This is a genomic window from Salinarimonas sp. NSM (assembly GCF_052380005.1).
Lineage (GTDB): Bacteria > Pseudomonadota > Alphaproteobacteria > Rhizobiales > Beijerinckiaceae > Salinarimonas.
The window spans coordinates 1-23,901 of record NZ_JBQTCJ010000068.1 but is presented as its reverse complement, the minus strand read 5'-3'; the positions used below and the strand labels follow the sequence as shown (position 1 = coordinate 23,901).

The following is a 23,901-nucleotide window of genomic DNA, read 5'->3' as shown; positions in this document are numbered from 1 at the left end:
CTCGTCAGGCTCATAACCTGAAGGTCGCAGGTTCAAATCCTGCCCCCGCAACCAAGTCGACACGACCCCGAAGCCCCGCGAGCCTCACGCCCGCGGGGCTTCGCGCGTTCGCGGACCCGGACGCCTCCGCTCCCGTCGAGCTGAACCAACATTGCGGCCGATCGCTCCGATGCCGACGAGGACCCGACTCTCGACGAGGACCCGACTCTCGACGCAAACGACGCCCGCGAGGCACGGCCGGAGGCTCGCCCGCGGCGCTGGCGCGCCGTCTCTCCCCCTCGTCATCGGGCCGGGCCGACGGATCCGGCACACCTGTTCCGCCGAGCGCACGCACGCTAAGCGCGCGGCGGACATCGGTGCCGCCGACCGCCTTGACGCCCGGCGCGCCGCGGGTCACACGGGTCGCAAGTCCTGGGCATCCGGCCCTGCAGGAGAGCGCCATGGAGCACCGCGCCGAAGAGCACAGCGCCACCGCGATCGCCCGTGCCGACGCCGTCACGATCACGCCGCCCCGGCGCCCTCTGGTCGGGCGGGTGACGCCGCCGGGCTCGAAGTCGATCACCAACCGGGCTCTTCTGCTCGCGGGTCTCGCCCGCGGCGAGAGCGTGCTCACGGGCGCGCTCGCCAGCGACGACACCGGCCACATGGCAGAGGCCCTGCGGCGCATGGGCGTCCCCGTGCGCCAGGACGAGGACGCGAACGGCGCGACGACCTTCGTCGTCTCAGGCGCCGGCCGACTGGCGGCGCCGGACCGGCCGCTGTTCCTCGGCAACGCCGGTACGGCGATGCGCTTCCTCACCGCGGCGGCGGCGCTCGTCGAAGGCGTGGTCGTGCTCGACGGGGACGCGCACATGCGCAGACGCCCGATCGGGCCGCTCACCGCAGCGCTCGGCGCGCTCGGCGTCGCGGCGCGCGACACCGCGGGGTGCCCGCCGGTGACGGTACACGGGCGAGGCGGCTTCCCCGCCGACGGCGTGACCATCGATGCCGGCCTCTCGAGCCAGTACGTCTCGGCGTTGCTCATGGCGGCCGCCTGCGGCGACCGGCCCGTGACGGTGGCGCTGTCGGGCGCCGAGATCGGCGCGCGCGGCTACGTCGACCTGACGCTCGCCGCGATGCGGGCCTTCGGTGCCGATGTCGTGCAGGAGGATGCCGGCCGCTGGCGCGTCTCTCCCACGGGCTACCGCGCCTGCGCCTACCGGGTGGAGCCCGACGCATCCGCCGCGACCTACCTGTGGGCGGCCGAGCAGCTCACGGGCGGCGCGATCGACCTCGGCGTCGCGCCGGCGGACATGACGCAGCCGGACGCCGCCGCACACGGCGTGATCGCCCGCTTCCCCAACCTGCCGGAGACGATCGACGGCTCCCAGATGCAGGACGCAGTTCCCACGCTCGCCGCGCTCGCCGCCTTCAACGAGACGCCGGTGCGCTTCGTCGGCATCGCGAACCTGCGTGTCAAGGAGTGCGACCGCGTCCATGCCATGGCGACCGAGCTCGACCGCGTGCGGCCGGGCCTCGCACGGGAGGAGGGCGACGATCTCGTCGTCGTCGGCGATCCGGATCTCGCCGCGACCGCGCGGCCGGCGCGCATCGAGACCTATGCCGACCACCGCATCGCCATGAGCATGGCCCTCGTCGGGCTGCGCGTGCCGGGCGTCACCATCCTCGATCCCGGCTGCACGGCGAAGACCTACCCCCGCTTCTGGGACGACCTCGCCGGGCTCGGCGTCTCGCTGCGGCCCGATTGACGCCGCCGGAGAGCGAAGGCGACCCCTTAGACTTTCGGCTAGGGCGGCCGCTGCGGAATGCGCCTTGAATCCCATGCATGGCTGAGGCTATCGTGGCGCACGTCCGGCCCTCGGGGGGTCGGCCGGGACCAATGCGCGCGCCCGAACGCCACAAGAGCAGCCGCCGGCCGTCGGCGGCGGCGACGCGCATCCACGAATGGGAGAACGCCTTCATGACGAAGATAGCCGGACTGCGCACGACCGCGCTCGTCACCACGCTCGCCGCGACCGCGCTGGTCGCCGCCCCGCGCGACGCCGCCGCGGAATTCGACAGCGTCCGCTGGCAGATCCCGATGTCCTTCGCCTCGACGCTGACGGCGCTCGGCGACACGATGCCGTGGGTGTCCGAGGCCGTGGCCGCGGTGTCCGGCGGCGAGGTGACGCTGCAGGTCATGGAGCCGGGCACCCTGATCCCGCCGCTGGCGATCTTCGAGAACGCCTCGCTCGGCAACATCGATGCCGGCTATTCCTGGATGGGCTACGAGCGCGGCCAGGTGCCGGCCTCGGCCCTGTTCGGCGCCACGCCCTTCGGCCTCGACAGCCCCGGATTCATCGCCTGGATGTACTTCGGCGAGGGCGACCAGCTGCTGAAGGAGACCTTCGAGCCCCATGGCGTCTACCCGATCCTGTGCGGCTCGATCAGCCCCGAGGCGTCCGGCTGGTTCCGCAACGAGATCACGAACGTGTCCGACCTGCAGGGCCTGAAGTTCCGCGCCGCCGGCGTGGGCGGCGAGATCATGCAGGAGCTGCAGATGTCGGTGACGCTGCTGCCCGGCGGCGAGCTCTACCAGGCGCTCGAGACCGGCGTGCTCGACGCGACCGAGTTCTCGCTTCCCACCGTCGACGAGCAGCTCGGCTTCTTCCAGGTGGCGAAGTACTACTACCTGCCCGGCTGGCATCAGCCTTCGACGAACCAGTTCCTCTACGTGAACCTGGATGCGTGGAACGAGCTCAACGACCAGACCAAGGCCCTCATCGAGACGACCTGCACCGCCGGCGTGACGATGGCCATGGCCAAGGCCGAGGCTCTGCAGGGCGCGGTGCTGTCGCGCTTCCAGGAGCAGGGCGTGAACCTCGTCGTCTGGTCGGACGACTTCCTCGACACGTTCTGGGACGCCACGCAGACGGTGATGGCGCGCCTCTCGGAGCAGGATGCGCAGTTCGGGAAGGTGCACGACTCGATGCGCGCCTTCCAGCGCGAGCACGCCGAGTGGTACGCCAAGGGCTACCTCCCGCGCGACTGGGCCTACAACAACATCGTCCAGGACCAGTGATCGCATCCGCGACCTGAACGAAAGGTCCGCTCCGTGGCCAATCTCCACGTGACGCCCGGGGGGGCGGCGGCCGAAGCCGCCGCCTTCTCCCTGCCCGAGACGGCGATCTCCCGCCCCCTCGACGCGATCGTACGCGTCGTAGGGGAAGCGTTCTCGTGGATCTGGGCGATCCTGATCGTGCTCATCGTCGGCAACGTCGTGCTGCGCTACGCGATCGGCACGAACTTCGTCGCGCTCGAGGAGCTGCAATGGCACCTCTACGCGATCGGCTTCATGATGGGGCTGTCCTACACGTTGCTCATGGACGGGCACGTGCGGGTCGACGTGATCGCCGAACGGTGGTCGCACCGGCGGCGCGCCTGGGTCGAGCTCCTCGGGCTCCTGCTGTTCGTCGGCCCGTTCATCTACGTGGTGGTCGCCTACGGACTCCCCTTCGTCGAGCGTTCCTGGAACCTGAACGAGACCTCTCCGGCGCCGGGCGGCCTTCCCGCGCGCTGGTTCATCAAGTCCTTCATCATCACGGCGTTCGCCTTCCTGGGCCTCGCCGCGTTCTCGCGGCTCACGCGGGTGACGGCCTTCCTCTTCGGCGCGCCGCGGCCGATCGGCGGGACCCGCGCGACCGAGACCTGACCCATCACACTGGCGGGGGCCCAGCGGCCCCGGAGGACGCAGGGCGTGCTCGAGACCTACGAGTTCCTGGTCATCGCGATGTTGGGTTCCTTCATCGCCTTGATCTTCACCGGCTTTCCGATCGCGTGGCTGCTCGGCGGCATCTCCGTCATCTTCGCCGTCCTGGCGATCCTGCTCAACGATCACCTCGGCATCGACACGTTCAACCTGCGCAGCGATCGCGTGTTCGCCTTCTTCGCGCAGCGCATCTACGCGCAGATGGCGAACTGGGTCCTCGTCGCCTTGCCGATGTTCATCTTCATGGGGCTGATGCTCGAGCGCTCCGGCGTCGCCGACAAGCTGATGACGAACTTCGTCAAGCTGTTCGGCCGCTTCCGGGGCGGGCTCGCCGTCGGCGTGATCCTGATCGGCATCCTTCTCGCCGCCTCCACGGGCATCGTCGGCGCCTCGGTGACGCTCCTCGCGATGCTGGCCATGCCGGTGATGCTGGCGCAGAACTACTCGAAGTCCCTCGCATCCGGGGTGATCGCCTCGGCCGGCACGCTCGGCATCCTGATCCCGCCCTCCGTCATGCTCATCCTCATGGCCGACCAGCTGTCGCTGTCGGTGGGCGAGCTGTTCATGGGCGCGCTGATTCCCGGGGTTCTGCTCGGCGTCGCCTACATCGTCTACGTCATCATCGCGGCGCAGATCTTCCCGAAGCTCGCGCCGGCGCCGAAAGGGCTCGAGCCCGTCAGCGCGAAGCTGATCGTCGACACGCTGCTCGCAGTGGTGCCCCCGATCCTGCTGATCCTCGCGGTGCTCGGCTCCATCTTCTTCGGCATCGCGACGCCCACGGAGGCGTCGGGCGTCGGCGCGGCGGGCGCGACGCTGCTCGCCATCGCCAACCGGCGCTTCTCCTACGCGGTGCTGCGGGACGTCTGCTACAAGACCACGCTGACGACGGCCTTCATCTTCGGCATCTTCCTCGGGGCGACCGCCTTCGCCGTGGTGCTGCGCCAGCTCGGTGGCGACGAGTTCATCGCCCACATGCTCAACTCGATCCCGCTGCCCGCCGGCGGAATCGTGCTCGTGATCCTGTTCATCGCCTTCCTCGCCGGCTTCTTCCTCGACTGGCTGGAGATCACGCTGATCCTGCTGCCGCTCGTCGGGCCGGTCGTCGTGGGGCTCGGCTTCGAGCTCACCTGGTTCGTGGTCCTCTTCGCGGTGACGCTGCAGACGTCGTTCCTGACGCCGCCGGTCGGTTTCTCGCTGTTCTACCTCAAGGGCGTGGTGCCCCCCGAGGTGAAGACGACGGACATCTACACGGGTGTCGTCCCGTTCGTGGCGATCCAGGTGCTCGTCGTGGCGACCGTGTTCGGCTTCGAGGAGCTCGTGCTGTGGCTGCCCGCGCAGATGTACGGCGGCTGAGGCGCGCGCATCGCGCCATCGCGATTGGCCGTTGACCTGGGGGAATATCCGTATCATACGGCCTACGCATGCGGGCGTGCGCGAATGCGCAGGCCCGCCGCCCGCGCGAGGCGCGCCGCCGACCGGCCGCGGGCGTTCGGGAACAACGTGGAGGACGCGCGACAACGCGCGCCGCCGGGGTGGGAGGAGCCGAGTGCAGATCGTCGCGTGGGTGATGCGCGCCTTCAGCGGTGTGAACCGCGTGGTGGGCAACGTCTTCTCCTGGCTCGCCCTGGCCATCGTCGTCGTCTGCTTCACGGTCGTGCTGCAGCGCTACGTGCTGTCGACGACGCAGGTGTGGATGCAGGACCTCTACGTCTGGCTGAATGGTGCCATGTTCACCGCGGTCGCCGGCTTCGCGCTCCTGCGCGACGATCACGTGCGCGTGGACATCTTCTACCGCCCTGCGACCGTGCGCCGGAAGGCGCTGATCGACCTGATCGGCGTCGTGATCTTCATTCTCCCCTATTGCTGGGTGATGTACGCCTACGGCATGCCCTGGATCGAGCGTTCCTGGCGCCTCACCGAGGGGTCGCCGAACGTCGGCGGCATGCCGGGCTACTTCGTTCTCAAGAGCTTCATCCTCGTATTCGCCGCGCTGATCCTGCTCCAGGGCATCGCCATGATCTCGCGCAGTATCCTGATCCTGGGCGGGCGCGAGGATCTCGTCCCCGAGGACCTCCGCTACGGTCACGGCAAGGAGTAAGCCGGCATGGATCCCGTCCTCATCGGCGAGATTCTCGCCGGCTCGATGTTCTTCGGCATCATCGGCCTGCTGATGCTCGGCTTCCCCGTCGCCTTCACGCTGGCGGGCGTGTCGCTGATCTTCGGCCTCGTGGGCATGTGGCTCGGCGTGTTCGACCCGTCGAACTACGCGGCGCTGCCGTCGCGCTACATCGGCTTCATGACGAACGAGGTGCTCGTCGCGGTGCCCTTGTTCATCTTCATGGGGGTGATGCTCGAGCGCTCGGGCATCGCCGAGCAGCTGCTCCTGACGATGGGCAAGCTGTTCGGCAGCCTGCGCGGCGGGCTCGGCATCTCGGTCGTCGTGGTGGGCGCGCTTCTCGCCGCATCGACGGGCGTCGTCGGCGCCACCGTCGTGACGATGGGGCTGATCTCGCTCCCGGCCATGCTGCGCGCGGGCTACGACCCGCGGCTCGCCTGCGGCGTGATCTGCGCGTCGGGCACGCTCGGGCAGATCATCCCGCCCTCGACCGTGCTCATCTTCATGGGCGACATGCTGTCGGGCATCAACGCCCAGGTGCAGATGGCGAAGGGCAACTTCGCGCCGGCGCCGGTCTCGGTGGGCGATCTCTTCGCAGGCGCCTTCTTCCCCGGCCTGATGCTGGTCGGCCTCTATCTCACCTGGATGGTGATCAAGGCTGCGGTGTCGCCCAAGAGCTGCCCGGCGATGCCCGTGCCGCCCGAGGAGCGCCGACACCTTCCGCGCGAGGTCGTCACCGCCCTGGTGCCGCCGCTCCTGCTGATCATCGCCGTGCTCGGCTCGATCCTCGGGGGCATCGCCACGCCGACGGAGGCCGCCTCGGTGGGCGCGGTCGGCGCCTCGCTGCTCGCGGCCCTGCGCTGGAAGCTGAGCCCCCGCACGCTGAAGGAGGTGGTGGTCTCGACCGCGACCATCACCTCGATGATCTTCATCATCCTGTTCGGCGCCTCCGTCTTCTCGATCGTCTTCCGCCTGATGGGCGGCGACGCGCTGGTGCACGACCTCCTGTCGGGCCTGCCCGGCGGCGTCTTCGGCGCGGTCGTCGCGGTGATGGCGATGATGTTCGTGCTGGGCTTCATCCTCGACACGTTCGAGATCATCTTCATCGTCCTGCCGATCACGGCGCCGGTCCTGCTCGGGCTCGACGTCAGCCCGGTCTGGCTCGGCGTGATCGTCGGCATGAACCTGCAGACCTCGTTCCTGACCCCGCCCTTCGGCTTCGCGCTGTTCTACCTGCGCGGCGTCGCGCCCTCGAAGGTGACCACGGGGATGATCTACCAGGGCGTGATCCCCTTCGTGATCCTGCAGGTGATCGCGATCGCGCTGCTCTTCGTCTTCCCGCAGATCGCGACCTGGCTGCCGAGCGTTCTCTACGGCTGAGCGCGGCCCGTCCGCACCCGCGCGGTGCCGATGGGTGCGGACGGGCCCGCGACACGAGCTCGACGTCACGACCAGACCCCGGCGCCGCGCGGCGCCGGGGTCTGGTCGTCTTCAGCGTCGTGCTGGCCTTCAGCGACGAAGGGGAGGAGGTGGCCGGCCGGAAGCGGTCATGAGGAGGCCATTATCCGCTTCCGAGCCGGCCGTGCCCTGCGAAAACCCAGGAGATGCGGCGGACCTGGACATCGAGGGCGTCTCGTTGGCGGGTGGCCGCTGGGCGGTCCCGCCGTCGAGGTGCACCCTACAGGAACGACCATGCGGCGCAACTGGAGTCGCGCCGCCGCACCGATTCATTCTTCGTAAAGGTTAAGACGCGTGCCACCGTGCCCCGGCGGGCGCCGGAGGCGGCCTCAGGCCGCAGCCGCGACGACGCGATTGCGGCCTTCCTCCTTCGCCCGGTAGAGGGCGACGTCGGCGCGCTTGAGGATGTCGGCGGGGCCGCGATCGTCGAGCGTTCGCGCGGCGACGCCGATCGAGACGGTGACCGGGATGGCGCGTGTTCCCTGATGGATGCCGAAGGGCTCGGATTCGATGCGCTCGCAGATGCGCTGCGCCACCGCCCGCGCGCCCTCGAGGCCGGTGTCGGGCACCACGACGACGATCTCCTCGCCGCCGAAGCGGGCGACGACGTCGATGCCGCGGGTGAGCGAGCGGATGCGGTTTGCGAACTCCCGCAGCACCTCGTCGCCGGCGTCGTGGCCGAACGTGTCGTTGACGGACTTGAAGCGGTCGATGTCGAGCAGGAGCAGCGACAGCGGGCGGGCCCGCAGGCTCGCCTCGTCGAACAATGCGGCGAGGTGGCTGTCGAGATAACGACGATTGTGCAGGCCTGTGAGCGCGTCGGTGACCGCGAGCTCGAGGGAGACCTGCACGCTCTCGCGCAGCCGCTCGGCGAAGCGCTTGCGGCGAACCTGGGTGCGCACGCGCGCGACGAGCTCGTTGCGGTCGACCGGGCGGGTGAGGAAGTCGTGCACGCCGATGTCGAGGCCGCGCAGGATGCGCCCGCGGTCCTCGGCCTCGGCGATCATCAGCACGGCGAGGTCGCGGGTGCGCTCGAGCGAGCGCAGCTGCGAGCACAGCCGCAGGCCGTCGAACTCCTGCAGGTCGAGGGAGACGAGCACCGTGTCGTATGCGCCCTCGGCGGCCCGGATCAGGGCCTGGTGCGGATCGGGCTCGACGTCGACCCGGTGCAGCTGGGAGAGCGTCGCCGCCAGCCGCTCGTGCGAGGAGCGGCGGTCGTCGACGATGAGGATCTTGGCGTTCTGACCGTCCTCCGCGGCGGCGGCGGCGAGCGGGTCGCCCACGAGACCGTACTCGCGCGAGGCCATGGCGCGGGTGCGCAGCTCGTCCGTCACGGACTTCAGCCGCACCAGCGAGCGCACACGGGCGAACAGCGAGGCGTCGTCGACGGGCTTCGTCAGGAAGTCGTCGGCGCCGGCGTCGAGGCCCTTGAGGCGGTCGCTCGGCTGGTCGAGCGCGGTGACCATCACCACCGGCAGGTGCGCCGTCGTCGGGGCGTTCTTCAGCCGCCGGCAGACCTCGAACCCGTCCATGCCTGGCATCATCACGTCGAGCAGGACGATGTCGCACTGGCCCTGCTCGCAGATCGCCAGCGCATCGGGGCCGTTCATGGCGGTGACGACGTCGAAGTACTCGGCCGAGAGCTTGGCCTCGAGCAGCTTCACGTTGGGAAAGATGTCGTCGACGACGAGGACTCGGGCTGTCATCGCAGGCTACTCCCTCACGCGTCGCCGACATAGGTGCGGACGGTCTCCAGGAACTTGGCGACCGAGATCGGCTTCGACAGGTAGGCCTCGCAGCCGCCCTCGCGGATGCGCTCCTCGTCGCCCTTCATGGCGAAGGCGGTGACGGCGACGACGGGGATCGCCTTGAGGTCGTCGTCTTCCTTGAGCCACTTCGTCACCTCGAGGCCGGAGACCTCGGGGAGCTGGATGTCCATGAGGATCAGGTCGGGGCGGTGGGAGCGGGCGAGCTCCATCGCCTCGAACCCGCTCGCGGTCTTGAGGGTCGCGAAGCCGTGCGCCTCGAGCAGGTCGTTGAAGAGCTTCATGTTGAGCTCGTTGTCCTCGACGATGAGCACGGTCTTCTTCATACCGGACCTCGGGTGGCGTGCGCGGGGCGATCACGCCCAAGGCTCGCGTTTGCTCGGATGATGCCTTGTACCGTACACCTATTGACGAATGGTCAAATCGGAAGCCGAGCCGGTGAGCACCGAACGCCGCCCAGCAATCATGAACGCCGCCCGCGCGGAGGAGATCGCCGTCTCCGCCCTGGGGCTGATCGCCGCCGACGAGGAGCGCCTGGAGCGCTTCCTCGCGCTCACCGGGCTCGATCCCGCCGGCCTGCGGGCGGCGGCGGCCGAGCCCGGTTTCTTCGCCGCGATCCTCGACCACGTCGTGGCCGAGGACGCGCTGCTGCTCGCGGTCGCTCAGGCCGCGGGCGAGAGCCCCGAGACGGTGCTGCGGGCGCAGATGCTGCTCTCGCCCCCCGCCTTCGACGCCTGACGGGGAGCCCCGCCGTGCCCGCCGCGGCCGTCCTGTGCCGGGACTGCCTGCACCTCGCGCCGCCGGCGCCGGGCGCGCGCCCGCGCTGCCGCGCCTGTGGCTCGCCCCGGCTCGTCATGCATCCCGAGCTCGCCGCGCTCTCGATCGCCCACGTCGACTGCGACGCCTTCTTCGCCACGATCGAGAAGCGCGACGATCCCTCCCTCGCCGATAAGCCGGTGATCGTCGGCGGCGGACGGCGCGGGGTCGTGTCGACCTGCTGCTACGTCGCGCGCACCTACGGCGTGCGCTCGGCGATGCCGATGTTCAAGGCGCTCGAGGCTTGCCCCGACGCCGTGGTCATCCGCCCCGACATCGCCAGGTACGCCGCCGTCGGGCGGGAGGTGCGGGCGATGATGCGCGACCTCACGCCGCTCGTCGAGCCGCTGTCCATCGACGAGGCCTTCCTCGACCTGTCGGGCACCGAGCGCCTCCACGGCGCGCCGCCGGCGGTGACCCTGGCGCGCTTCGCCGCGCGGGTGGAGCGCGAGGTCGGCATCACGGTCTCGGTCGGGCTCGCGCCCAACAAGTTCCTGGCCAAGATCGCCTCCGACCTCGACAAGCCCCGGGGCTTCGCGGTGATCGGCGCGGACGAGGCGGCGGCGTTCCTGGCGGACAAGCCCGTCGGCATCCTCCCCGGCATCGGCGCGGTGGCGCAGAAGAAGCTCGCGCAGGCGGGCTTCGCCACGATCGGCCGGATCGCCCGCGCCGACCCCGCCCGCCTCGTCGCCGTGGCGGGACGGGACGGGCTTCGTCTGAAGGCCCTCGCCGAGGGGCGGGACGCGCGCCGCGTCGAGCCCGCGCGCGAGACGAAGAGCGTCTCCGCCGAGACCACGTTCGACCGGGACATCTCCGCGCGCGACGCGCTCGAGCCGATCCTCTGGCGGCTCGCCGAGAAGGTCGCCGCGCGCATGGCGGCGGAGGGCTTCGCGACCCGCAGCGTCGTGCTCAAGCTGAAGACGGCCGACTTCCGGCTGCGAACCCGCACCGTCTCCGGCCTGCCCCCGACGCAGCTCGCCACGCGCCTCTACGAGGCCGGCCGGCGGCTCCTCGCGGAGGAATGCGACGGCACCGCCTTCCGCCTGATCGGCATCGGCGCCGGCGACCTGTGCGAGGCCGCGCTCGCAGACCGCGGCGACCTCGCCGACCCGGACGCGCCCCGCGAGAAGAGCCGCGCCGACGCCATCGCGTCGCTGCGCAAGCGCTTCGGGCAGGGGGTCGTGCAGCGGGGGATCGTGCTGCGGAAGGGGGATTGAGGAGGACGAGCGGTGCTCCTCCTCCATCGGGGGAGGTGGATCGGCGGCGGAGCCGGCGAGACGGAGGGGTGCGCCGCGAGGCGCGCTTCGGCGACAGCCGAACCTCCACCCGTCGAGCCGGGGGACCCCGCACCTGATCCGCTCCGCGGATCGTCCCCGCCCCGAGGGGGCGGGACCGCGGCCGCTCAGCCCTTCCGCTTGCGGCAGTAAAGCTCCAGCCTGTGTCGGACGACCTCGTACCCGAGCTCCTCGGCGATCTCGGCCTGGAGCTTCTCGATCCGCTCGTCGTGGAACTCCAGCACGTCTCCGGTCTCGATGTCGATGATGTGATCGTGATGCGGGGCGTCGGCGGGCTCGAAGCGGGCCGGGGCGCCCTCGAAGGCGTGCCGGTGGACGACGTTCTGCTGCTCGAGGACGGAGAGCGTCCGGTAGACCGTGGACAGCGAGACGGAGGCGTCGAGGTCCTGGGCGCGGCGGTGCAGCTCGTTCGCGTCCGGGTGATCCTCCGCGCGGGAGAGAACCTCGATGAGGGCGGCGCGTTGCCGGGTGATGCGAACGCCCTTCTCGCGCAGGGCCTCCTCCAGCTCCCGCGCGCGCCCCTCGATCAGGCTCTCTGAATCACGTGTCGTCATCCGCGGAACGCTAGCCAAGTGCGACGCATTTGCAAGAGCCAGATGCAAATGGCTCGCAAGAGCGTTGACAGATGCAAATCATTCCCATATGCGTCTAGTGGAGAACGATGCGAAGGAGAGACGCGGATGCGCATGCGGATGACGAAGCGCCGGCTCGTCGGGCTCGCGGCGGGCGTGATCGCGGCGGCCGGGCTGCTCGGCACGCCGGCGGCGCGCGCCGACGAGACGGTGGACGTGGTGGCGACGACAGGGATGATCGCGGACGTGGCGCGGGAGGTCGGCGGCGATCTGGTCGCGGTGACCGCTCTGATGGGCCCGGGCGTCGACCCGCACGCCTACCGCCAGACCCGCACCGACATCCTCGCGCTCGCCAACGCCGATCTCGTCCTGTGGAACGGGCTCTATCTCGAGGCGCAGATGGAGGGCTTCCTCCTCGACCTCGCCTCCGCCACCACCGTCGTCGCGGTGGCGGAGGCGCTGCCGGAGGACCGGCTCGTCGCGCACGACGACTACGAGGGTCGTTTCGACCCGCACGTGTGGATGGACCCGCGCCTGTGGTCGGGGGTCGTCGAGGCGGTGCGCGACGCGATGATCGCCGTCGCGCCCGCGCACGAGGCCGCCTTCACGCAGAACGCCGAGGCCCACCTCGACGAGATCGCGCGGCTCGCGGACTACGCCGACGGAGTCCTCGGCTCGGTGCCGGAGGGCGGCCGCGTGCTCCTCTCGGCGCACGACGCCTTCAACTATTTCGGACGCGCCTACGGCTTCGAGGTCGTGGGCATCCAGGGCATCTCCACCGAGAGCGAGGCGGGCCTCGCGCGGATCGAGGAGCTCGTCGACCTGCTCGTCTCCCGCGACATCGGCGCCGTCTTCGTCGAGAGCTCGGTCTCGGACCGCAACATCCGCGCGCTGATCGAAGGCGCGGCCGCCCGCGGGCACGAGGTGACCGTCGGCGGCGAGCTGTTCTCCGACGCGATGGGCGAACCGGGGACGTGGGAGGGCACGTATATCGGGATGATCGACCACAACGCCACGACCATCGCCCGCGCGCTCGGCGGCGCGGCGCCGGAGCGCGGCATGGACGGCCGCCTCGCGGCCGGCTCGTGAGGACCAGGATGGCGCAGGGCGCGGTTCATCTCGCCGCGGAGGACGGCCGGGCCACGCGCCCGGCCGCAACCGCCGGCAGCCCCTTCGCGGTGCAGGAGACGACCGTCTCCTACGGCGACAAGCCGGTCGTCTTCAACGTCGACTTCGTGGCCCCGCCGCAGAGCATGGTCGCGATCGTCGGGCCGAACGGGGCGGGCAAGTCGAGCCTGCTCAAGGCCGCGCTCGGCATCGTGCCCTCCGTCTCGGGCCGCGTCACGGTCTTCGGCGAGCCGCTCGCGAAGGCGCGCCATCGCATCGCCTACGTGCCGCAGCGCGCGAGCGTGGACTGGGACTTCCCCACCCGGGTGATCGACGTCGTCCTGATGGGGATGTACCGCGAGCTCGGTCTCGTTCGGCTCGTGCGCCGCCCCCACCGCGAGCGCGCCATGGCCTGCCTCGCGCGCGTCGGGATGGCGGACTTCGCCGATCGCCAGATCGGCCAGCTCTCGGGCGGGCAGCAGCAGCGCGTCTTCCTCGCCCGCGCGCTGGCGCAGCAGGCCGACCTCTATCTCCTCGACGAGCCCTTCGCCGGCGTCGACGCCGCCACCGAGAAGGCGATCATCGACGTGCTCAAGAGCCTCAAGGGCGCGGGGAAGACGGTGGTGGCCGTCCACCACGACCTCGCGACGGTGACGGATTATTTCGACCACCTGCTGCTCATCAACGTGCGCAAGATCGCGGACGGGCCGGTGGCCGGCACCTTCACGGCGCGGAACCTGCAGGCGACCTACGGCGGCCGGCTCGCCACCGCGCACATCGACCAGCTCGAGCTCTCGGACGCCTGAGATGGACACGGGCTTCGCAGACGCCTTCCTCGCGGCCCTGGCGCTCCGGGCGGGCTACAATTCCGCCCTCGTCGCCGTGGGCGCGGGCCTGCTCGGCGCGGCCGCCGGGGCGGGCGGGACCTTCCTCTTCCTGCGCAAGCGCGCGCTCGTATCGGACGCGGTCGCCCACGCGACGCTGCCCGGCATCGGCGTCGCCTTCATCGCGATGGTGACGCTCGGCGGCGACGGGCGCAACCTGCCGGGGCTGCTCGTCGGCTCGGCCGTCTCTGCGACCGTGGGCCTCCTCCTCGTCGAGTGGATCGCCCGGCGCACGCGGCTTCCCGAGGACGCCGCGATCGGGGCGGTGCTCTCCGTCTTCTTCGGCTTCGGCATCGTGCTCCTGACCGTGATCCAGACCATGTCGAGCGGGCGCCAGGCCGGGCTCGAGAGCTTCCTCCTCGGCTCGACGGCGGGCATGCTCTATGCGGATGCGATCACCATCGCGGTCGGCGGTGCGCTCAGCGTCGGGATCGTGCTGCTGCTGCGCCGGCCGATGACGATCGTCTCCTTCGATCCGGAATGGGCGGCGGCGTCGGGCGTCAACGTGCGCGGCGTCGACCTCGCGATCATGGGGCTCGTGATGGCCGTGACCGTGATCGGGCTGAAGATCGTCGGGCTCATCCTCGTCGTCGCGCTCCTCATCATCCCGCCGGTGACGGCGCGGTTCTGGACGCAGCGGACGGAGCGTGTCGTGTGGATCGCCGGCGCGCTCGGCGGGGCGGCCGGCTATCTCGGCGCGGCGCTCTCCGCCTCGGCGCCGGACCTGCCGACGGGGCCGATCATCGTCCTCGTCGCCTTCGGCCTCTTCGTCGTCTCGCTCCTCCTCGCGCCGGATCGCGGCGTCGCGGCGGCGCTGTGGCGCCAGCGCCGCTTCCAGCTCGACGTGCATCGCCGCCAGGGCCTGCTCGCGTTGGCGCGCCGCGAGCCGATCTTCGACCGGCTGACGCTCAAGGTGCTGCGTCACGAGGGGCTGATCCGTCCCGACGGCGTCGGCACGCCCGCCGGCGCCGCGCAGGCGGCCAAGGTGCTGCGCGACGAGAAGCGCTGGGACGTCGCCCGCGAGATCTATCGCGACGAGACCATCTCCGGGCGGTACGACGGCCTCACCTCGATCGAGGCCGTGCTCACCCGCGACGAGATCGCCGACCTCGATCGCCGGCTCGGGCCGCCCGTCCCGGTGGCGCCGCACGGCGCTGGAGCACCGTCGTGAGCGGCTTCGTACAGCTCGACCTCACGCCGATCCTCATCGGCGTCCTCGCGGCGATCGCCTGCGCGCTGCCGGGCAACTTCCTCCTGCTGCGGCGCCAGGCGCTGATCGGCGACGCCATCTCGCACGTGGTGCTGCCGGGCATCGTCGTCGCCTTCCTCGTCACGGGTACGATCGCCACCTGGCCGATGATGCTCGGCGCCGCCGGCGCCGCCCTCGTCGCCGTCGTGCTGATCGAGGCGGTCAAGCGCCTCGGGCGCATCGAGCCGGGCGCGGCGATGGGCGTCGTCTTCACGGCGATGTTCGCGGCGGGCGTGCTGATCCTGGAGCAGACCGACACGTCGGGCGTCCACATCGACGTGGAGCACGCGCTCTACGGCAATCTCGAGAGCCTGATCTGGCTCGCCGCCGACGGCTGGGGCTCGCTCCTCGACCCGGCTGCGCTGGCCGGCCTGCCGCCGGAGCTGCCGCGCATGGCGGCGGCGGCGGCGCTGATCGCGCTCCTCACGGCGCTGTTCTGGCGTCCCCTGAAGCTCTCGACCTTCGACGAGGGCTTCGCGGCGACGCTGGGGCTGCCCGTCGGCGTGATCTCGCTCGGCCTCGTCGTCGCCGCGGCGGTCGCGGCGGTGGCGGCCTTCGACGCGGTGGGCTCGATCATCGTCATCGCCATGTTCATCTGCCCGCCCGCCGCCGCGCGGCTGATGACGAACCGGCTCGAGCGGCAGGTCGCCTGGAGCGTCGCGTTCGCGACGCTCTCCGCGGTGCTGGGCTACGTGCTCGCCGGCTGGGGCCCGCTCTGGCTCGGCCGGGAGCACGCGGTGAGCGCGGCGGGCATGATCGCCACCGTGTCCGGCGCGATCCTCGCGCTCGCCTGCCTCCTCGGCCCGCATCGCGCGCGGGTGGGCGCGGCGCGGGAGGGGTGACGCGCCGTCCTCCACGGACGTGTGGCGTCCCGTCGAGGCCCGCGGTCCGTCGATCATGACCGGGCCCCGGCCCGCGCCGGCGCGGGGCGGCGCGCATGCCCGGTACGCATCCGGTGCGATTGTCCGCGCGCAGCCCTCGGCCTAGAGCGATGGCGAGAGCGACGATCACCGCCATCGCACCCGAGACCCGGAACCCATGCCCGACCCCACGCCGCAGGAGGCCGGCCCACCGCCCCTCACCCTCGCCGGCGCCCGCACCGGCATGCGGCTCACGCTCCCTCTCGTGCCGGGGGTGATCGTCTTCGGCACGGCCTTCGGCGCGGCGGCGGCGCAGAAGGGGCTCGACCTCTGGCTGACGCTGTCGCTCTCCGCCTTCGTCTTCGCGGGCGCCTCGCAGATGGTGGCGCTGGAGCTCTGGCGTGAGGTCTGGACCTGGCCGACGCTCCTCTACCTCGTCGCGGTCACCGCCACGATCAACGGGCGCATGGTGCTGATGGGCGCGGCCATCGCGCCGCACGTGAAGGCGATGCCGCGCGGCATCCGGCTCCTGAACTTCTTCGTGCTCGTCGACGCCAACTGGCTCGTCGCGACGCGCTACCACGGCGAGGGCGGGCGCGATCTCGGGGTGATCGTCGGCGCGGGCGCGATGCTGTGGGCCCTGTGGCTGCTCGCCACCATCCCCGGTTTCCTCGCCGGCGCGCTGGTGACCCGCCCCGAGGCCTTCGGGCTCGACCTGGTCATGCCGATCTTCTTCGCCGTGATGCTCGTGCCGCTGTGGAAGGGCCTCGGGCCGGCGATCCCCTGGATCGCCGCCGGCGCGGTGGCGCTCGCCACGAGCGCGCTCGTCGACGGCTACGCCTTCATCGTCGTCGGCGCGCTCGCCGGCGCGCTCGCGGGAGCCCTGCGCGATGGCTGAGAGCGCGCTCGCCTCGGCGTTCCTCGCCCATCCGGCGGCGGACTACCTCGCCGTCGCGCTGATGGCGGCGGCGACCTACCTGTGCCGGGCCTCGGGCATCCTGTTCATGAGCCGCATGCGCATCACCCCGCGCATCGACCGGGCGCTGCGGGCGCTGCCGGGCTCGATCGTGGTGGCGACGATCCTGCCGATCGCCGCCCAGTCCGGCCTGCCCGCCGTGCTCGGCCTCGCCGCCGCGATCGCGACGATGGCGCTCGTGCGGATCGAGCTCGCGGGCGTGGCGGCGGGGCTCGCGGCGGTGTCCCTGGCGCGGCTCGCGGGGCTGTGAGGCCTCACCTCAGCCGCGCCTTCACCCGCTCCACCAGCCAGTCCCGCGTCGCGCGGTACGCGTCCATGCGCTGCTCGCGGGTGCCGGTCTCGAGCGTCGGGTCGGGGGTGGGCCAGTATTCCACGTCGGCGGCGAGATAGCGTGTCAGCTCCAGGGCGGCGTGGTGCGCCTCCGGGGTGAGGCTGACGATCAGGTCGAAGCTCAGCCCCTCGTACTCCTCCAGCTCGTCGAGCGTGCGGCAGCGGTGGCGCGAGGCGTCGATGCCGAGCTCGTCCATCGCCGCGATCATGAACGGGTCGGGCTCCTCCTCCTTGCGCACGCCCGCGGACTGGACGTAGGTCGAGCGGCCGAAGAAGTGGCGTGCCAGGCCCTCGGCCATCGGCGAGCGCACGGCGTTGAAGTTGCACACGAACAGGACGGAATGGACGCGCTCGCCCGCCGACGCCACGGGCTCAGCCCTTCCAGTGCAGCGCGAAGATCAGCGTGAAGATGCGCCGCGCCGTGTCGAAGTCGATGTCGACCTTGCCCGAGAGCCGCTCCACCAGCAGCTCCGCCGCCTCGTTGTGCAAGCCGCGCCGGCCCATGTCGATCGCCTCGATCTTCTGCGGGGAGGCGGTGCGGATCGCGGCGTAGTAGCTCTCGCACACCGTGCGATAGTCGCGGATCACGCGCCGGAACGGCGTGAGCGAGAGCAGGTGCGTCATCACCGGCGCGCCGTCCTGCGTCTGGATCTCGAAGGCGAGCTTGCCCTCGACGAGGCCGAGCTTGAGCGCGTAGGGCCCGTCGTCGCGCCCGGGCACGGCGAAGTGGTTCGCCTCCACGATGTCCCAGATGGCCACCGCGCGCTCGTGCTCCTGATCGGGGTTGCCGCGACCGATCGAGGCCTCGTCGAGCACGACGCGCACGAGCCCCTTCCCCTTGCCGTCCGCCATGGTCGCTCCGTCCCGCCTCGCGCGAGGCGACCCTAGCGCGCCGGCGCGGCCCGCGCAAAGGCCCGCGCTCTCATGGCGACCCGGGCGTGAGCTTTCGCGCCTTGGCGGCGCGCCCGTTCCGTGCTCCCGTCTCGCCCGGACAAGAAGAGCAGGACCCCGAGAGCGCCATCGTGACGAGCCCGCAGACCGCAGACGTCCTCATCGTCGGGGGAGCCGCCATGGGCTCCTCGCTCGCCTGGCACCTCCTCGCCCATCCCGGGTTCGCCGGCCGCGTCGTCGTGGTGGAGAAGGACCCGACCTACGCGCGCTCGGCCTCGGCGCTCTCCGCCGCCTCGATCCGCAGCCAGTTCTCGAGCGCGGTGAACGTGCGCATCTCGCTCCACGGCATCCGCTTCCTGCGGGCGATCGGCGAGCATCTCGCGGTCGACGGGGACGCGCCGGAGATCGGGCTGAAGGAGGGCGGCTACCTCTATCTCGCCAACGCCGCCCAGGAGCCCGGCATGCGCGCGGCGCACGCGCTCCAGTGCGCCGAGGGGGCGGACGTGGCGCTCCTCGACCCCGCCGCCCTCGTCGCCCGCTTCCCGTGGCTGAATCCGGGGAAGGACGTGGTGCTCGGCTCGCTCGGGCTCTCCGGCGAGGGCTGGTTCGACGGCTGGGGCCTGCTCCAGGCGTTCCGGCGCAAGGCGAAGGCGCTCGGCGCGCACTACGTCTCGGGCGAGGTCGTGGACCTCGTACGCGAGGGCTCCCGCATCACGCACGCCGTGCTGGCCGACGGGGAGCGCATCGCCTGCGGCACGCTCGTCGACTGTGCCGGCGCCGGCGGGCGCGCGGTGGCGGCGATGGCGGGCGTCGACCTGCCCGTCTTCGCACGCCCGCGCTACGTCTTCACCTTCTCGTGCCGCGGCGACGTGCCGAACTGCCCCCTCCTCATCGACACGTCCGGCGTCTACGTGCGCCCCGAGGGCGAGAGCGCCGAGGGGCGCCAGTTCATCTGCGGCGTCTCACCCGGCCCGGACGAGGACGAGGGGCTCGCCTGGCGCGACGACGATCCGGCGACGCAGGCGGTCGATTGGTCGTTTTTCGAGGAACGGATCTGGCCCGCGCTCGCGGCGCGGGTGCCCGCCTTCGAGGCGATCCGCCCCGGCGCCGCCTGGGCCGGGCCCTACGACATGTGCGCGCTCGACTGCAACGCCCTGATCGGACCGGTGGCGCCGCTCGGCCCGGACAACATGCTCGTCTGCAACGGCTTTTCCGGCCACGGCCTGCAGCAGGCCCCGGCGGTGGGCCGCGGGCTCGCCGAGTGGATCGTCGAGGGCCGCTATGCGACCCTCGACCTCTCCGATCTCGGCTTCCTGCGCGTGAGGGACGGCCGGCGCGACGTGGAGCGCAACGTCATCTGACGGCGCGCGTCAGGCGCGTCCGTGGCCCGGCTTCTGGTTGGCGAGGATGGCCCGCGCGATCGCCCAGCTCGCCGGCACGGCGGCGAGGACGCCCACCGCCGCGGCGACGACGATCGGCATGGCGCTGGCGAGCGCCATGTCCGCGGTGAGAACGCCGATGACGAGCGTGCCCGCGAAGGTCGGGGCGGTGAGGATGAAGATCAGGACGGCGAGCTTGAGCATGGGAACCTCACGGCACGGTGGAGAACGTGGTGGCACGATGGCGCCGACGTCCGCCCCGCGCGTTGAGGGAGATCAAGCCGGGTCGTCCCGAAGCGTCACTTCGGCTGCATGCGCAGCGCGCCGTCGAGGCGGATGGTCTCGCCGTTGAGCATGTCGTTCTCGACGATCGCCGCGACCAGCGCCGCGTATTCCGACGGCTTGCCGAGCCGCGAGGGGAACGGCACGCCGGCCTCCAGCGCCTTGCGGATGTCCTCCGGCACCGAGGCGAACATCGGCGTCTCGAACAGGCCCGGCAGGATCGTCACGACGCGGATGCCGAGCCCCGCGAGGTCGCGCGCCACCGGCAGCGTCAGCCCGACGACGCCCGCCTTGGAGGCGGCATAGGCCGCCTGGCCGATCTGCCCGTCCTGCGCCGCGACGGACGCCGTCGAGACCACGACGCCGCGTCCGCCGTCGGCGGTCACCGGGTCGAGGCCGGCCATGGCGGCGGCGCACTTGGCGATCATGGCGAAGGTGCCGACGAGGTTGATCTGGACCGTGCGCGCGAAGGTCTCGACGTCGTGGGCGACGAGCGCGCCGGTGTCGCGCTTCTTCGTGACGGTGCGCTTGCCCGGGGCGACGCCCGCGCAGTTGACGAGCAGGCGCTCGACGCCGTGCGCGGCGCGGGCCTTGTCGAGGCCTGCGTCGATGGTGGCCTCGTCGGTGACGTCGACGGCGCAGAACAGGCCGCCGATGTCGGCGGCGACCGCCTCGCCGCGGGTGGCGTCGCGGTCGAAGACCGCGACCTTCACGCCGGCCTGCGCGAGCCTGCGCGCCGTGGCCTCACCGAGGCCGGAAGCGCCGCCGGTGACGATGGCGGCGGAGACGTCTGAAAGCTGCATGGAAATCCTCCGTGTCGCGATCCGTCTAGCCCGCGCGGCGGCGTGGCGAAAGGGGGCGGGCCGACGGGGCGGGGGCGTGCGGGCGAGGCGGCGCTTTCCCCGCGTCCCCCACGCATGTTAAGGACCCCCATTCGACGCGACCGGGACTGCGAGCCGCCATGCCCTCGAGCCTTCGTATGCCAATCCGCGCGACCTCTGGAGCGCCCTCATGAGCGCAGACGCCCTTAAGCGTGACGCGGCCGCGCGCGCGCTCGCCCTCGTCGAGCCCGGCATGCGCCTGGGGCTCGGCACCGGCTCGACCGCCAGGCACTTCGTCGCCCTCCTCGGCGCGCGGGTTCGCGGCGGCCTCGACGTCGTGGGCGTGCCGACCTCCGAGGCGACGCGGGCGCAGGCCGAGGCCGAAGGGATCCGCCTCGCGACCCTCGACGAGTTTCCCGAGCTCGACCTCACCGTCGACGGCGCCGACGAGCTCGACGACGCGCTCAACCTCGTCAAGGGCGGGGGCGGGGCGCTGCTGCGCGAGAAGATCGTCGCCGCGGCCTCGCGCCGCATGGTGGTGATCGCCGACGCCTCGAAGCGCGTCGCCACGCTCGGCGCCTTCCCGCTGCCCATCGAGGTCGTGCCCTTCGGGCTCGGCGCCACGCGCCGGGCGGTGGAGCGGGCGATCGCCGCGGCCGGCGCGTCCGGCACGCTCGGCCTCAGAAACGCCACGGACAACTCGCCCTACGTCACCGACGGCGGCCACTTCATCCTCGACGCGCAGCTCGGCCGAATCGAGGCGCCTGACGCCCTCGCGGCGGCGCTCGCCACGATTCCCGGCGTCGTCGAGCACGGCCTCTTCCTCGGTCTCGCCACCGGGGCCGTGATCGCGACGGAGGGCGGCCTCGTCACCCTGGGCGACCTCTGACACCGACAATCCCGACAATCCGGAGCCTTCCGCACCATGTTGAGACCCCTTCTCGCCGCTTCCACGCTCGCCGTCGCCCTCGCGCTGGCCGGCGCCGCGACGACCGGCGCCCGCGCGCAGACGGAGGCGACCCCCGCCGCCCAGGCGCAGTTCTCCGAGAGCCACCTCGCGCTCGCCCGCGAGGTCGTCACCTCCTCCGGCATGTCGCGCTCCTTCGAGGCGGTCATCCCGCAGATGCAGGAGGGCCTCCTGCGGCAGTACGGCCGCAACCCGGCGCTCCTGGAGGACGCCGGCGAAGTCATCCGCGAGCTCCGGCCGGAGATGGACCTGCAGCGCCGCGCCATGCAGAACCGCGCCGCACGCGTCATCGCCTCGCGCCTCTCCGAGGAGGAGCTGACCGCGATCGCCGCCTTCTTCGAGAGCGAGGCCGGGCGCCGCTACGTCGAGGTCCAGCCGGCGATCCTCGACGGGCTGATCTCCGAGATGCAGGCCTGGTCGCAGGAACTCAACGAGTACCTGCAGATCCGTGTCCAGGCTGAGATGGTCGCGCGGCGCGAGGCGCAGGCCGCGGGCGGCGGCGCGGCGCCGGCGCAGCAGTGAGCGGCGCCGGCACGCGCTGACCCGCACCAGGAGACACGCGCCATGACCGGCGAGCACCAAAGCGGCGACTTCGATCTCGACCTGTTCGTCATCGGCGGCGGCTCCGGCGGCGTGCGCGCGGCGCGCATCGCGGCGGGCCATGGCGCGCGGGTCGCGATCGCCGAGGAGTTCCGCTGGGGCGGTACCTGCGTGATCCGCGGCTGCGTGCCCAAGAAGCTGATGGTGCTCGCCTCGCGCTTCTCCGACGACTTCGCGGACGCGGCCGGCTACGGCTGGAGCGTGGGCGCGCCGACCTTCGACTGGCGGGCGCTCGTCGCCGCGAAGGAGCGCGAGATCACGCGGCTCGAGAGTGTCTACCGCACCAACCTCGAGAGGGTGGGCGTGCGCCTGCTCGATGGGCGCGCGGTCGTCGAGGGACCGCACGTCGTGCGGCTGACGACGACCGGAGAGACCTTCCGGGCGCGCCACGTCCTCGTCGCGGTCGGCGCGCGGCCCTCGCTCGAGCCGGAGATCCCCGGCGGCGAGCTGGGGATCACGTCCAACGAGATATTCGACCTTCCCGAGCAGCCGCGGCGCATCCTGATCGTCGGCGGCGGCTACATCGGCGTCGAGTTCGCCGGCATCTTCGCCGGGCTCGGCTCGCAGGTGACGATGTCGCTGCGTGGCGACAAGCTGCTGCGCGGCTTCGACGAGGACCTGCGCGACCGCCTCGGTGCCGCCTACGCGCGCAAGGGCATCGCGCTGCGCTTCGGCACGACGCTGGAACGGCTCGAACGGGACGCCGAGGGCGCCATCGCCGCGACCTTCTCCGACGGCACGCGCGGCGCGTTCGACCAGGTGCTCGTCGCCACCGGCCGCAAGCCCAGTACGGCGGAGCTCGGGCTCGAGGCGGCGGGCGTGGCGCTGGGCGCCGGAGGCGAGATCATCGTCGACGGCTACTCGCGCACGCTCGTCCCCTCGATCTCGGCCGTCGGCGACGTGACGAATCGTGCGGCGCTCACCCCCATCGCCATCCGCGAGGGGCACGCCTTCGCCGACACGGTGTTCGGCGGCGCGCCGCGGATGGTCGATCACGAGATCATCCCCACCGCCGTGTTCTCGACCCCCGAGATCGGCACCGTCGGCTGCTCGGAGACGCTGGCGCGCCAGCGCACGGGGGAGGTCGCGATCTACGAGACGTCCTTCCGCTCCATGCGCGCGACGCTGTCGGGGCGCGACGACCCGGTCTACATGAAGCTCGTCGTCGACGCGAGGAGCGACGTCGTCCTGGGGCTGCACGTGTTCGGGCGCGATGCCGCCGAGATGATCCAGCTCGCCGGTGTCGCCGTGACGATGGGCGCGACCAAGGCCGATCTCGACCGCACCGTCGCCGTGCATCCGACGGCGGCGGAGGAGCTCGTCACCATGCGCACGCGGGCGCGCTGAGAGGCGGGCGAGAGGACGCCGGGCCTCACGGCCGGGCGGCGCGCGGGGCGCCGCCGCGCACGATCCGGCGCATGACGATCTCCATCGGCCCCTGCGCGAAGGCGCGCCGCCACAGGGCGATGAGCACGACGATCACGCCGTAGGTCGCGAGCGCGACGGCGAGGATCGCCGCCGCGTCGAGGGCGCCCCAGAGGCCCAGCCCCCAGCCGAGGAACACGCCCCCGAGCAGGACGGAGTGGAGGAGGTAGCCCGACAGCGCGCTCTCACCCACGATCGCGCAGGCGCGCACCAGGAGCGCGTCCGGCCGGCGCCGCGCGGTGTCGAGGACGACGACGGCGAGGCCGAACGAGAGGATCGGCGCCGCGAGCGCGAGGATGCCCGCCGCCGCGACCACCGTCGCCGTGCCGAGCGCGCCCGGCGAGACCAGGGCCGATACC

At 71.7% G+C, this 23,901-nt stretch carries 26 protein-coding genes; 18 read left to right on the top strand and 8 right to left on the bottom strand.

The genetic code is table 11. The annotated features are described in order from the left end of the window. Positions 1-476: 476 nt before the first annotated feature. The 6 genes from aroA (at position 477) to ACTZWW_RS19570 (ending at position 7,244) form a co-directional block, all read left to right on the top strand. Positions 477-1,748, top strand: a complete 1,272-nt coding sequence (aroA, locus tag ACTZWW_RS19595) for a 3-phosphoshikimate 1-carboxyvinyltransferase (RefSeq protein ID WP_444782652.1) — start codon at positions 477-479, stop codon at positions 1,746-1,748. Positions 1,749-1,960: 212 nt separating this feature from the next. Continuing rightward, on the top strand, positions 1,961-3,061 hold the full coding sequence (locus ACTZWW_RS19590) for a TRAP transporter substrate-binding protein (protein ID WP_444782651.1): 1,101 nt from the start codon (positions 1,961-1,963) through the stop codon (positions 3,059-3,061). A 33-nt stretch (positions 3,062-3,094) separates the two neighbouring features. Beyond that, positions 3,095-3,691 carry a TRAP transporter small permease subunit gene (locus ACTZWW_RS19585; RefSeq protein WP_444782650.1) on the top strand — a complete coding sequence of 199 codons (597 nt, stop codon included), beginning with the start codon at positions 3,095-3,097 and terminating at the stop codon, positions 3,689-3,691. 45 nt (positions 3,692-3,736) lie between these two features. Further along, positions 3,737-5,101, top strand: a complete 1,365-nt coding sequence (locus ACTZWW_RS19580; RefSeq protein WP_444782649.1) for a TRAP transporter large permease — start codon at positions 3,737-3,739, stop codon at positions 5,099-5,101. A gap of 193 nt (positions 5,102-5,294) precedes the next feature. Further along, positions 5,295-5,846, top strand: coding sequence for a TRAP transporter small permease subunit (locus tag ACTZWW_RS19575; protein WP_444782648.1), 552 nt, complete (start codon positions 5,295-5,297; stop codon positions 5,844-5,846). 6 nt (positions 5,847-5,852) lie between these two features. Next, positions 5,853-7,244 carry a TRAP transporter large permease gene (locus tag ACTZWW_RS19570; protein WP_444782647.1) on the top strand — a complete coding sequence of 464 codons (1,392 nt, stop codon included), beginning with the start codon at positions 5,853-5,855 and terminating at the stop codon, positions 7,242-7,244. Positions 7,245-7,651: 407 nt separating this feature from the next. On the opposite strand, the gene ACTZWW_RS19565 is transcribed toward ACTZWW_RS19570, so the two are convergent. After that, positions 7,652-9,028, bottom strand: coding sequence for a PleD family two-component system response regulator (locus ACTZWW_RS19565; protein ID WP_444782646.1), 1,377 nt, complete (start codon positions 9,026-9,028; stop codon positions 7,652-7,654). A gap of 14 nt (positions 9,029-9,042) precedes the next feature. Next, positions 9,043-9,414, bottom strand: a complete 372-nt coding sequence (locus tag ACTZWW_RS19560; protein ID WP_029030225.1) for a response regulator — start codon at positions 9,412-9,414, stop codon at positions 9,043-9,045. 112 nt (positions 9,415-9,526) lie between these two features. Here ACTZWW_RS19560 and ACTZWW_RS19555 point away from each other — a divergent pair, with 112 nt between their 5' ends. Next, complete coding sequence (locus ACTZWW_RS19555; protein ID WP_444782645.1) at positions 9,527-9,826, top strand: DUF3572 family protein; 300 nt, start codon at positions 9,527-9,529, stop codon at positions 9,824-9,826. A gap of 14 nt (positions 9,827-9,840) precedes the next feature. Further along, a complete protein-coding gene (locus ACTZWW_RS19550) occupies positions 9,841-11,121 on the top strand; it encodes a DNA polymerase IV (RefSeq protein WP_444782644.1) in 1,281 nt (426 codons plus the stop codon). Between the two features lie 185 nt (positions 11,122-11,306). Here ACTZWW_RS19550 and ACTZWW_RS19545 read toward each other — a convergent pair whose 3' ends face one another. After that, a complete protein-coding gene (locus ACTZWW_RS19545) occupies positions 11,307-11,753 on the bottom strand; it encodes a Fur family transcriptional regulator (protein ID WP_444782643.1) in 447 nt (148 codons plus the stop codon). A 126-nt stretch (positions 11,754-11,879) separates the two neighbouring features. On the opposite strand from ACTZWW_RS19545, the gene ACTZWW_RS19540 reads away from it, so the two are divergent. The 6 genes from ACTZWW_RS19540 (at position 11,880) to ACTZWW_RS19515 (ending at position 17,097) form a co-directional block, all read left to right on the top strand. Further along, complete coding sequence (locus ACTZWW_RS19540; RefSeq protein WP_444782642.1) at positions 11,880-12,860, top strand: metal ABC transporter solute-binding protein, Zn/Mn family; 981 nt, start codon at positions 11,880-11,882, stop codon at positions 12,858-12,860. Between the two features lie 8 nt (positions 12,861-12,868). Further along, complete coding sequence (locus tag ACTZWW_RS19535) at positions 12,869-13,684, top strand: metal ABC transporter ATP-binding protein (protein WP_444782641.1); 816 nt, start codon at positions 12,869-12,871, stop codon at positions 13,682-13,684. A 1-nt stretch (position 13,685) separates the two neighbouring features. Then, complete coding sequence (locus ACTZWW_RS19530) at positions 13,686-14,933, top strand: metal ABC transporter permease (RefSeq protein ID WP_444782640.1); 1,248 nt, start codon at positions 13,686-13,688, stop codon at positions 14,931-14,933. After that, positions 14,930-15,853 carry a metal ABC transporter permease gene (locus ACTZWW_RS19525; RefSeq protein ID WP_444782639.1) on the top strand — a complete coding sequence of 308 codons (924 nt, stop codon included), beginning with the start codon at positions 14,930-14,932 and terminating at the stop codon, positions 15,851-15,853. The genes ACTZWW_RS19530 and ACTZWW_RS19525 overlap by 4 nt, the downstream gene beginning before the upstream one ends. Positions 15,854-16,049: 196 nt before the next feature. Beyond that, positions 16,050-16,769 (top strand): AzlC family ABC transporter permease, encoded by a 720-nt coding sequence (locus ACTZWW_RS19520; protein WP_444782638.1) that lies wholly within the window; start codon positions 16,050-16,052, stop codon positions 16,767-16,769. Next, positions 16,762-17,097 carry an AzlD family protein gene (locus ACTZWW_RS19515; protein WP_444782637.1) on the top strand — a complete coding sequence of 112 codons (336 nt, stop codon included), beginning with the start codon at positions 16,762-16,764 and terminating at the stop codon, positions 17,095-17,097. Before ACTZWW_RS19520 ends, ACTZWW_RS19515 begins: the two co-directional genes overlap by 8 nt. Positions 17,098-17,101: 4 nt before the next feature. On the opposite strand, the gene ACTZWW_RS19510 is transcribed toward ACTZWW_RS19515, so the two are convergent. Further along, positions 17,102-17,545: an arsenate-mycothiol transferase ArsC gene (locus tag ACTZWW_RS19510; protein ID WP_444782636.1), complete on the bottom strand. Its 444-nt coding sequence runs from the start codon at positions 17,543-17,545 to the stop codon at positions 17,102-17,104. 4 nt (positions 17,546-17,549) lie between these two features. Beyond that, positions 17,550-18,029, bottom strand: coding sequence for a UPF0262 family protein (locus tag ACTZWW_RS19505; RefSeq protein WP_444782635.1), 480 nt, complete (start codon positions 18,027-18,029; stop codon positions 17,550-17,552). 170 nt (positions 18,030-18,199) lie between these two features. Here ACTZWW_RS19505 and ACTZWW_RS19500 point away from each other — a divergent pair, with 170 nt between their 5' ends. After that, positions 18,200-19,429: an NAD(P)/FAD-dependent oxidoreductase gene (locus ACTZWW_RS19500; RefSeq protein WP_444782634.1), complete on the top strand. Its 1,230-nt coding sequence runs from the start codon at positions 18,200-18,202 to the stop codon at positions 19,427-19,429. A 9-nt stretch (positions 19,430-19,438) separates the two neighbouring features. Here the strand turns inward: ACTZWW_RS19500 and ACTZWW_RS19495 are convergent, their stop codons facing one another. Next, positions 19,439-19,651, bottom strand: a complete 213-nt coding sequence (locus ACTZWW_RS19495; protein ID WP_444782633.1) for a hypothetical protein — start codon at positions 19,649-19,651, stop codon at positions 19,439-19,441. 95 nt (positions 19,652-19,746) lie between these two features. Then, entirely contained in the window at positions 19,747-20,532 is a 786-nt protein-coding gene (locus tag ACTZWW_RS19490) for an SDR family NAD(P)-dependent oxidoreductase (RefSeq protein ID WP_444782632.1), read from the bottom strand. Between the two features lie 208 nt (positions 20,533-20,740). Here ACTZWW_RS19490 and rpiA point away from each other — a divergent pair, with 208 nt between their 5' ends. Genes rpiA through gor form a run of 3 tightly spaced genes read left to right on the top strand, consistent with a single transcriptional unit; the run spans position 20,741 to position 23,464 of the window. Then, positions 20,741-21,439, top strand: coding sequence for a ribose-5-phosphate isomerase RpiA (gene rpiA, locus ACTZWW_RS19485; protein ID WP_444782631.1), 699 nt, complete (start codon positions 20,741-20,743; stop codon positions 21,437-21,439). Positions 21,440-21,475: 36 nt separating this feature from the next. Continuing rightward, a complete protein-coding gene (locus tag ACTZWW_RS19480) occupies positions 21,476-22,039 on the top strand; it encodes a DUF2059 domain-containing protein (protein WP_444782630.1) in 564 nt (187 codons plus the stop codon). Between the two features lie 42 nt (positions 22,040-22,081). Further along, positions 22,082-23,464 carry a glutathione-disulfide reductase gene (gene gor / locus ACTZWW_RS19475; RefSeq protein WP_444782629.1) on the top strand — a complete coding sequence of 461 codons (1,383 nt, stop codon included), beginning with the start codon at positions 22,082-22,084 and terminating at the stop codon, positions 23,462-23,464. Between the two features lie 25 nt (positions 23,465-23,489). Here gor and ACTZWW_RS19470 read toward each other — a convergent pair. Continuing rightward, the coding region (locus ACTZWW_RS19470) for a DUF418 domain-containing protein (RefSeq protein WP_444782628.1) at positions 23,490-23,901 on the bottom strand (412 nt) is incomplete at its 5' end.

Bases quoted from the DNA above. Each gene is read 5' to 3' on its own strand.
- gor (WP_444782629.1), top strand. From the start codon at position 22,082: ATGACCGGCGAGCACCAAAGCGGCGACTTCGATCTCGACCTGTTCGTC.
- ACTZWW_RS19515 (WP_444782637.1), top strand. From the start codon at position 16,762: ATGGCTGAGAGCGCGCTCGCCTCGGCGTTCCTCGCCCATCCGGCGGCG.
- rpiA (WP_444782631.1), top strand. From the start codon at position 20,741: ATGAGCGCAGACGCCCTTAAGCGTGACGCGGCCGCGCGCGCGCTCGCC.
- ACTZWW_RS19490 (WP_444782632.1), bottom strand. From the start codon at position 20,532: ATGCAGCTTTCAGACGTCTCCGCCGCCATCGTCACCGGCGGCGCTTCC.
- ACTZWW_RS19505 (WP_444782635.1), bottom strand. From the start codon at position 18,029: ATGGCGGACGGCAAGGGGAAGGGGCTCGTGCGCGTCGTGCTCGACGAG.
- ACTZWW_RS19530 (WP_444782640.1), top strand. From the start codon at position 13,686: ATGGACACGGGCTTCGCAGACGCCTTCCTCGCGGCCCTGGCGCTCCGG.
- ACTZWW_RS19545 (WP_444782643.1), bottom strand. From the start codon at position 11,753: ATGACGACACGTGATTCAGAGAGCCTGATCGAGGGGCGCGCGCGGGAG.
- ACTZWW_RS19520 (WP_444782638.1), top strand. From the start codon at position 16,050: ATGCCCGACCCCACGCCGCAGGAGGCCGGCCCACCGCCCCTCACCCTC.
- ACTZWW_RS19590 (WP_444782651.1), top strand. From the start codon at position 1,961: ATGACGAAGATAGCCGGACTGCGCACGACCGCGCTCGTCACCACGCTC.
- ACTZWW_RS19495 (WP_444782633.1), bottom strand. From the start codon at position 19,651: ATGCTCAAGCTCGCCGTCCTGATCTTCATCCTCACCGCCCCGACCTTC.
- ACTZWW_RS19540 (WP_444782642.1), top strand. From the start codon at position 11,880: ATGCGCATGCGGATGACGAAGCGCCGGCTCGTCGGGCTCGCGGCGGGC.
- ACTZWW_RS19570 (WP_444782647.1), top strand. From the start codon at position 5,853: ATGGATCCCGTCCTCATCGGCGAGATTCTCGCCGGCTCGATGTTCTTC.
- ACTZWW_RS19480 (WP_444782630.1), top strand. From the start codon at position 21,476: ATGTTGAGACCCCTTCTCGCCGCTTCCACGCTCGCCGTCGCCCTCGCG.
- ACTZWW_RS19565 (WP_444782646.1), bottom strand. From the start codon at position 9,028: ATGACAGCCCGAGTCCTCGTCGTCGACGACATCTTTCCCAACGTGAAG.
- ACTZWW_RS19535 (WP_444782641.1), top strand. From the start codon at position 12,869: ATGGCGCAGGGCGCGGTTCATCTCGCCGCGGAGGACGGCCGGGCCACG.
- ACTZWW_RS19560 (WP_029030225.1), bottom strand. From the start codon at position 9,414: ATGAAGAAGACCGTGCTCATCGTCGAGGACAACGAGCTCAACATGAAG.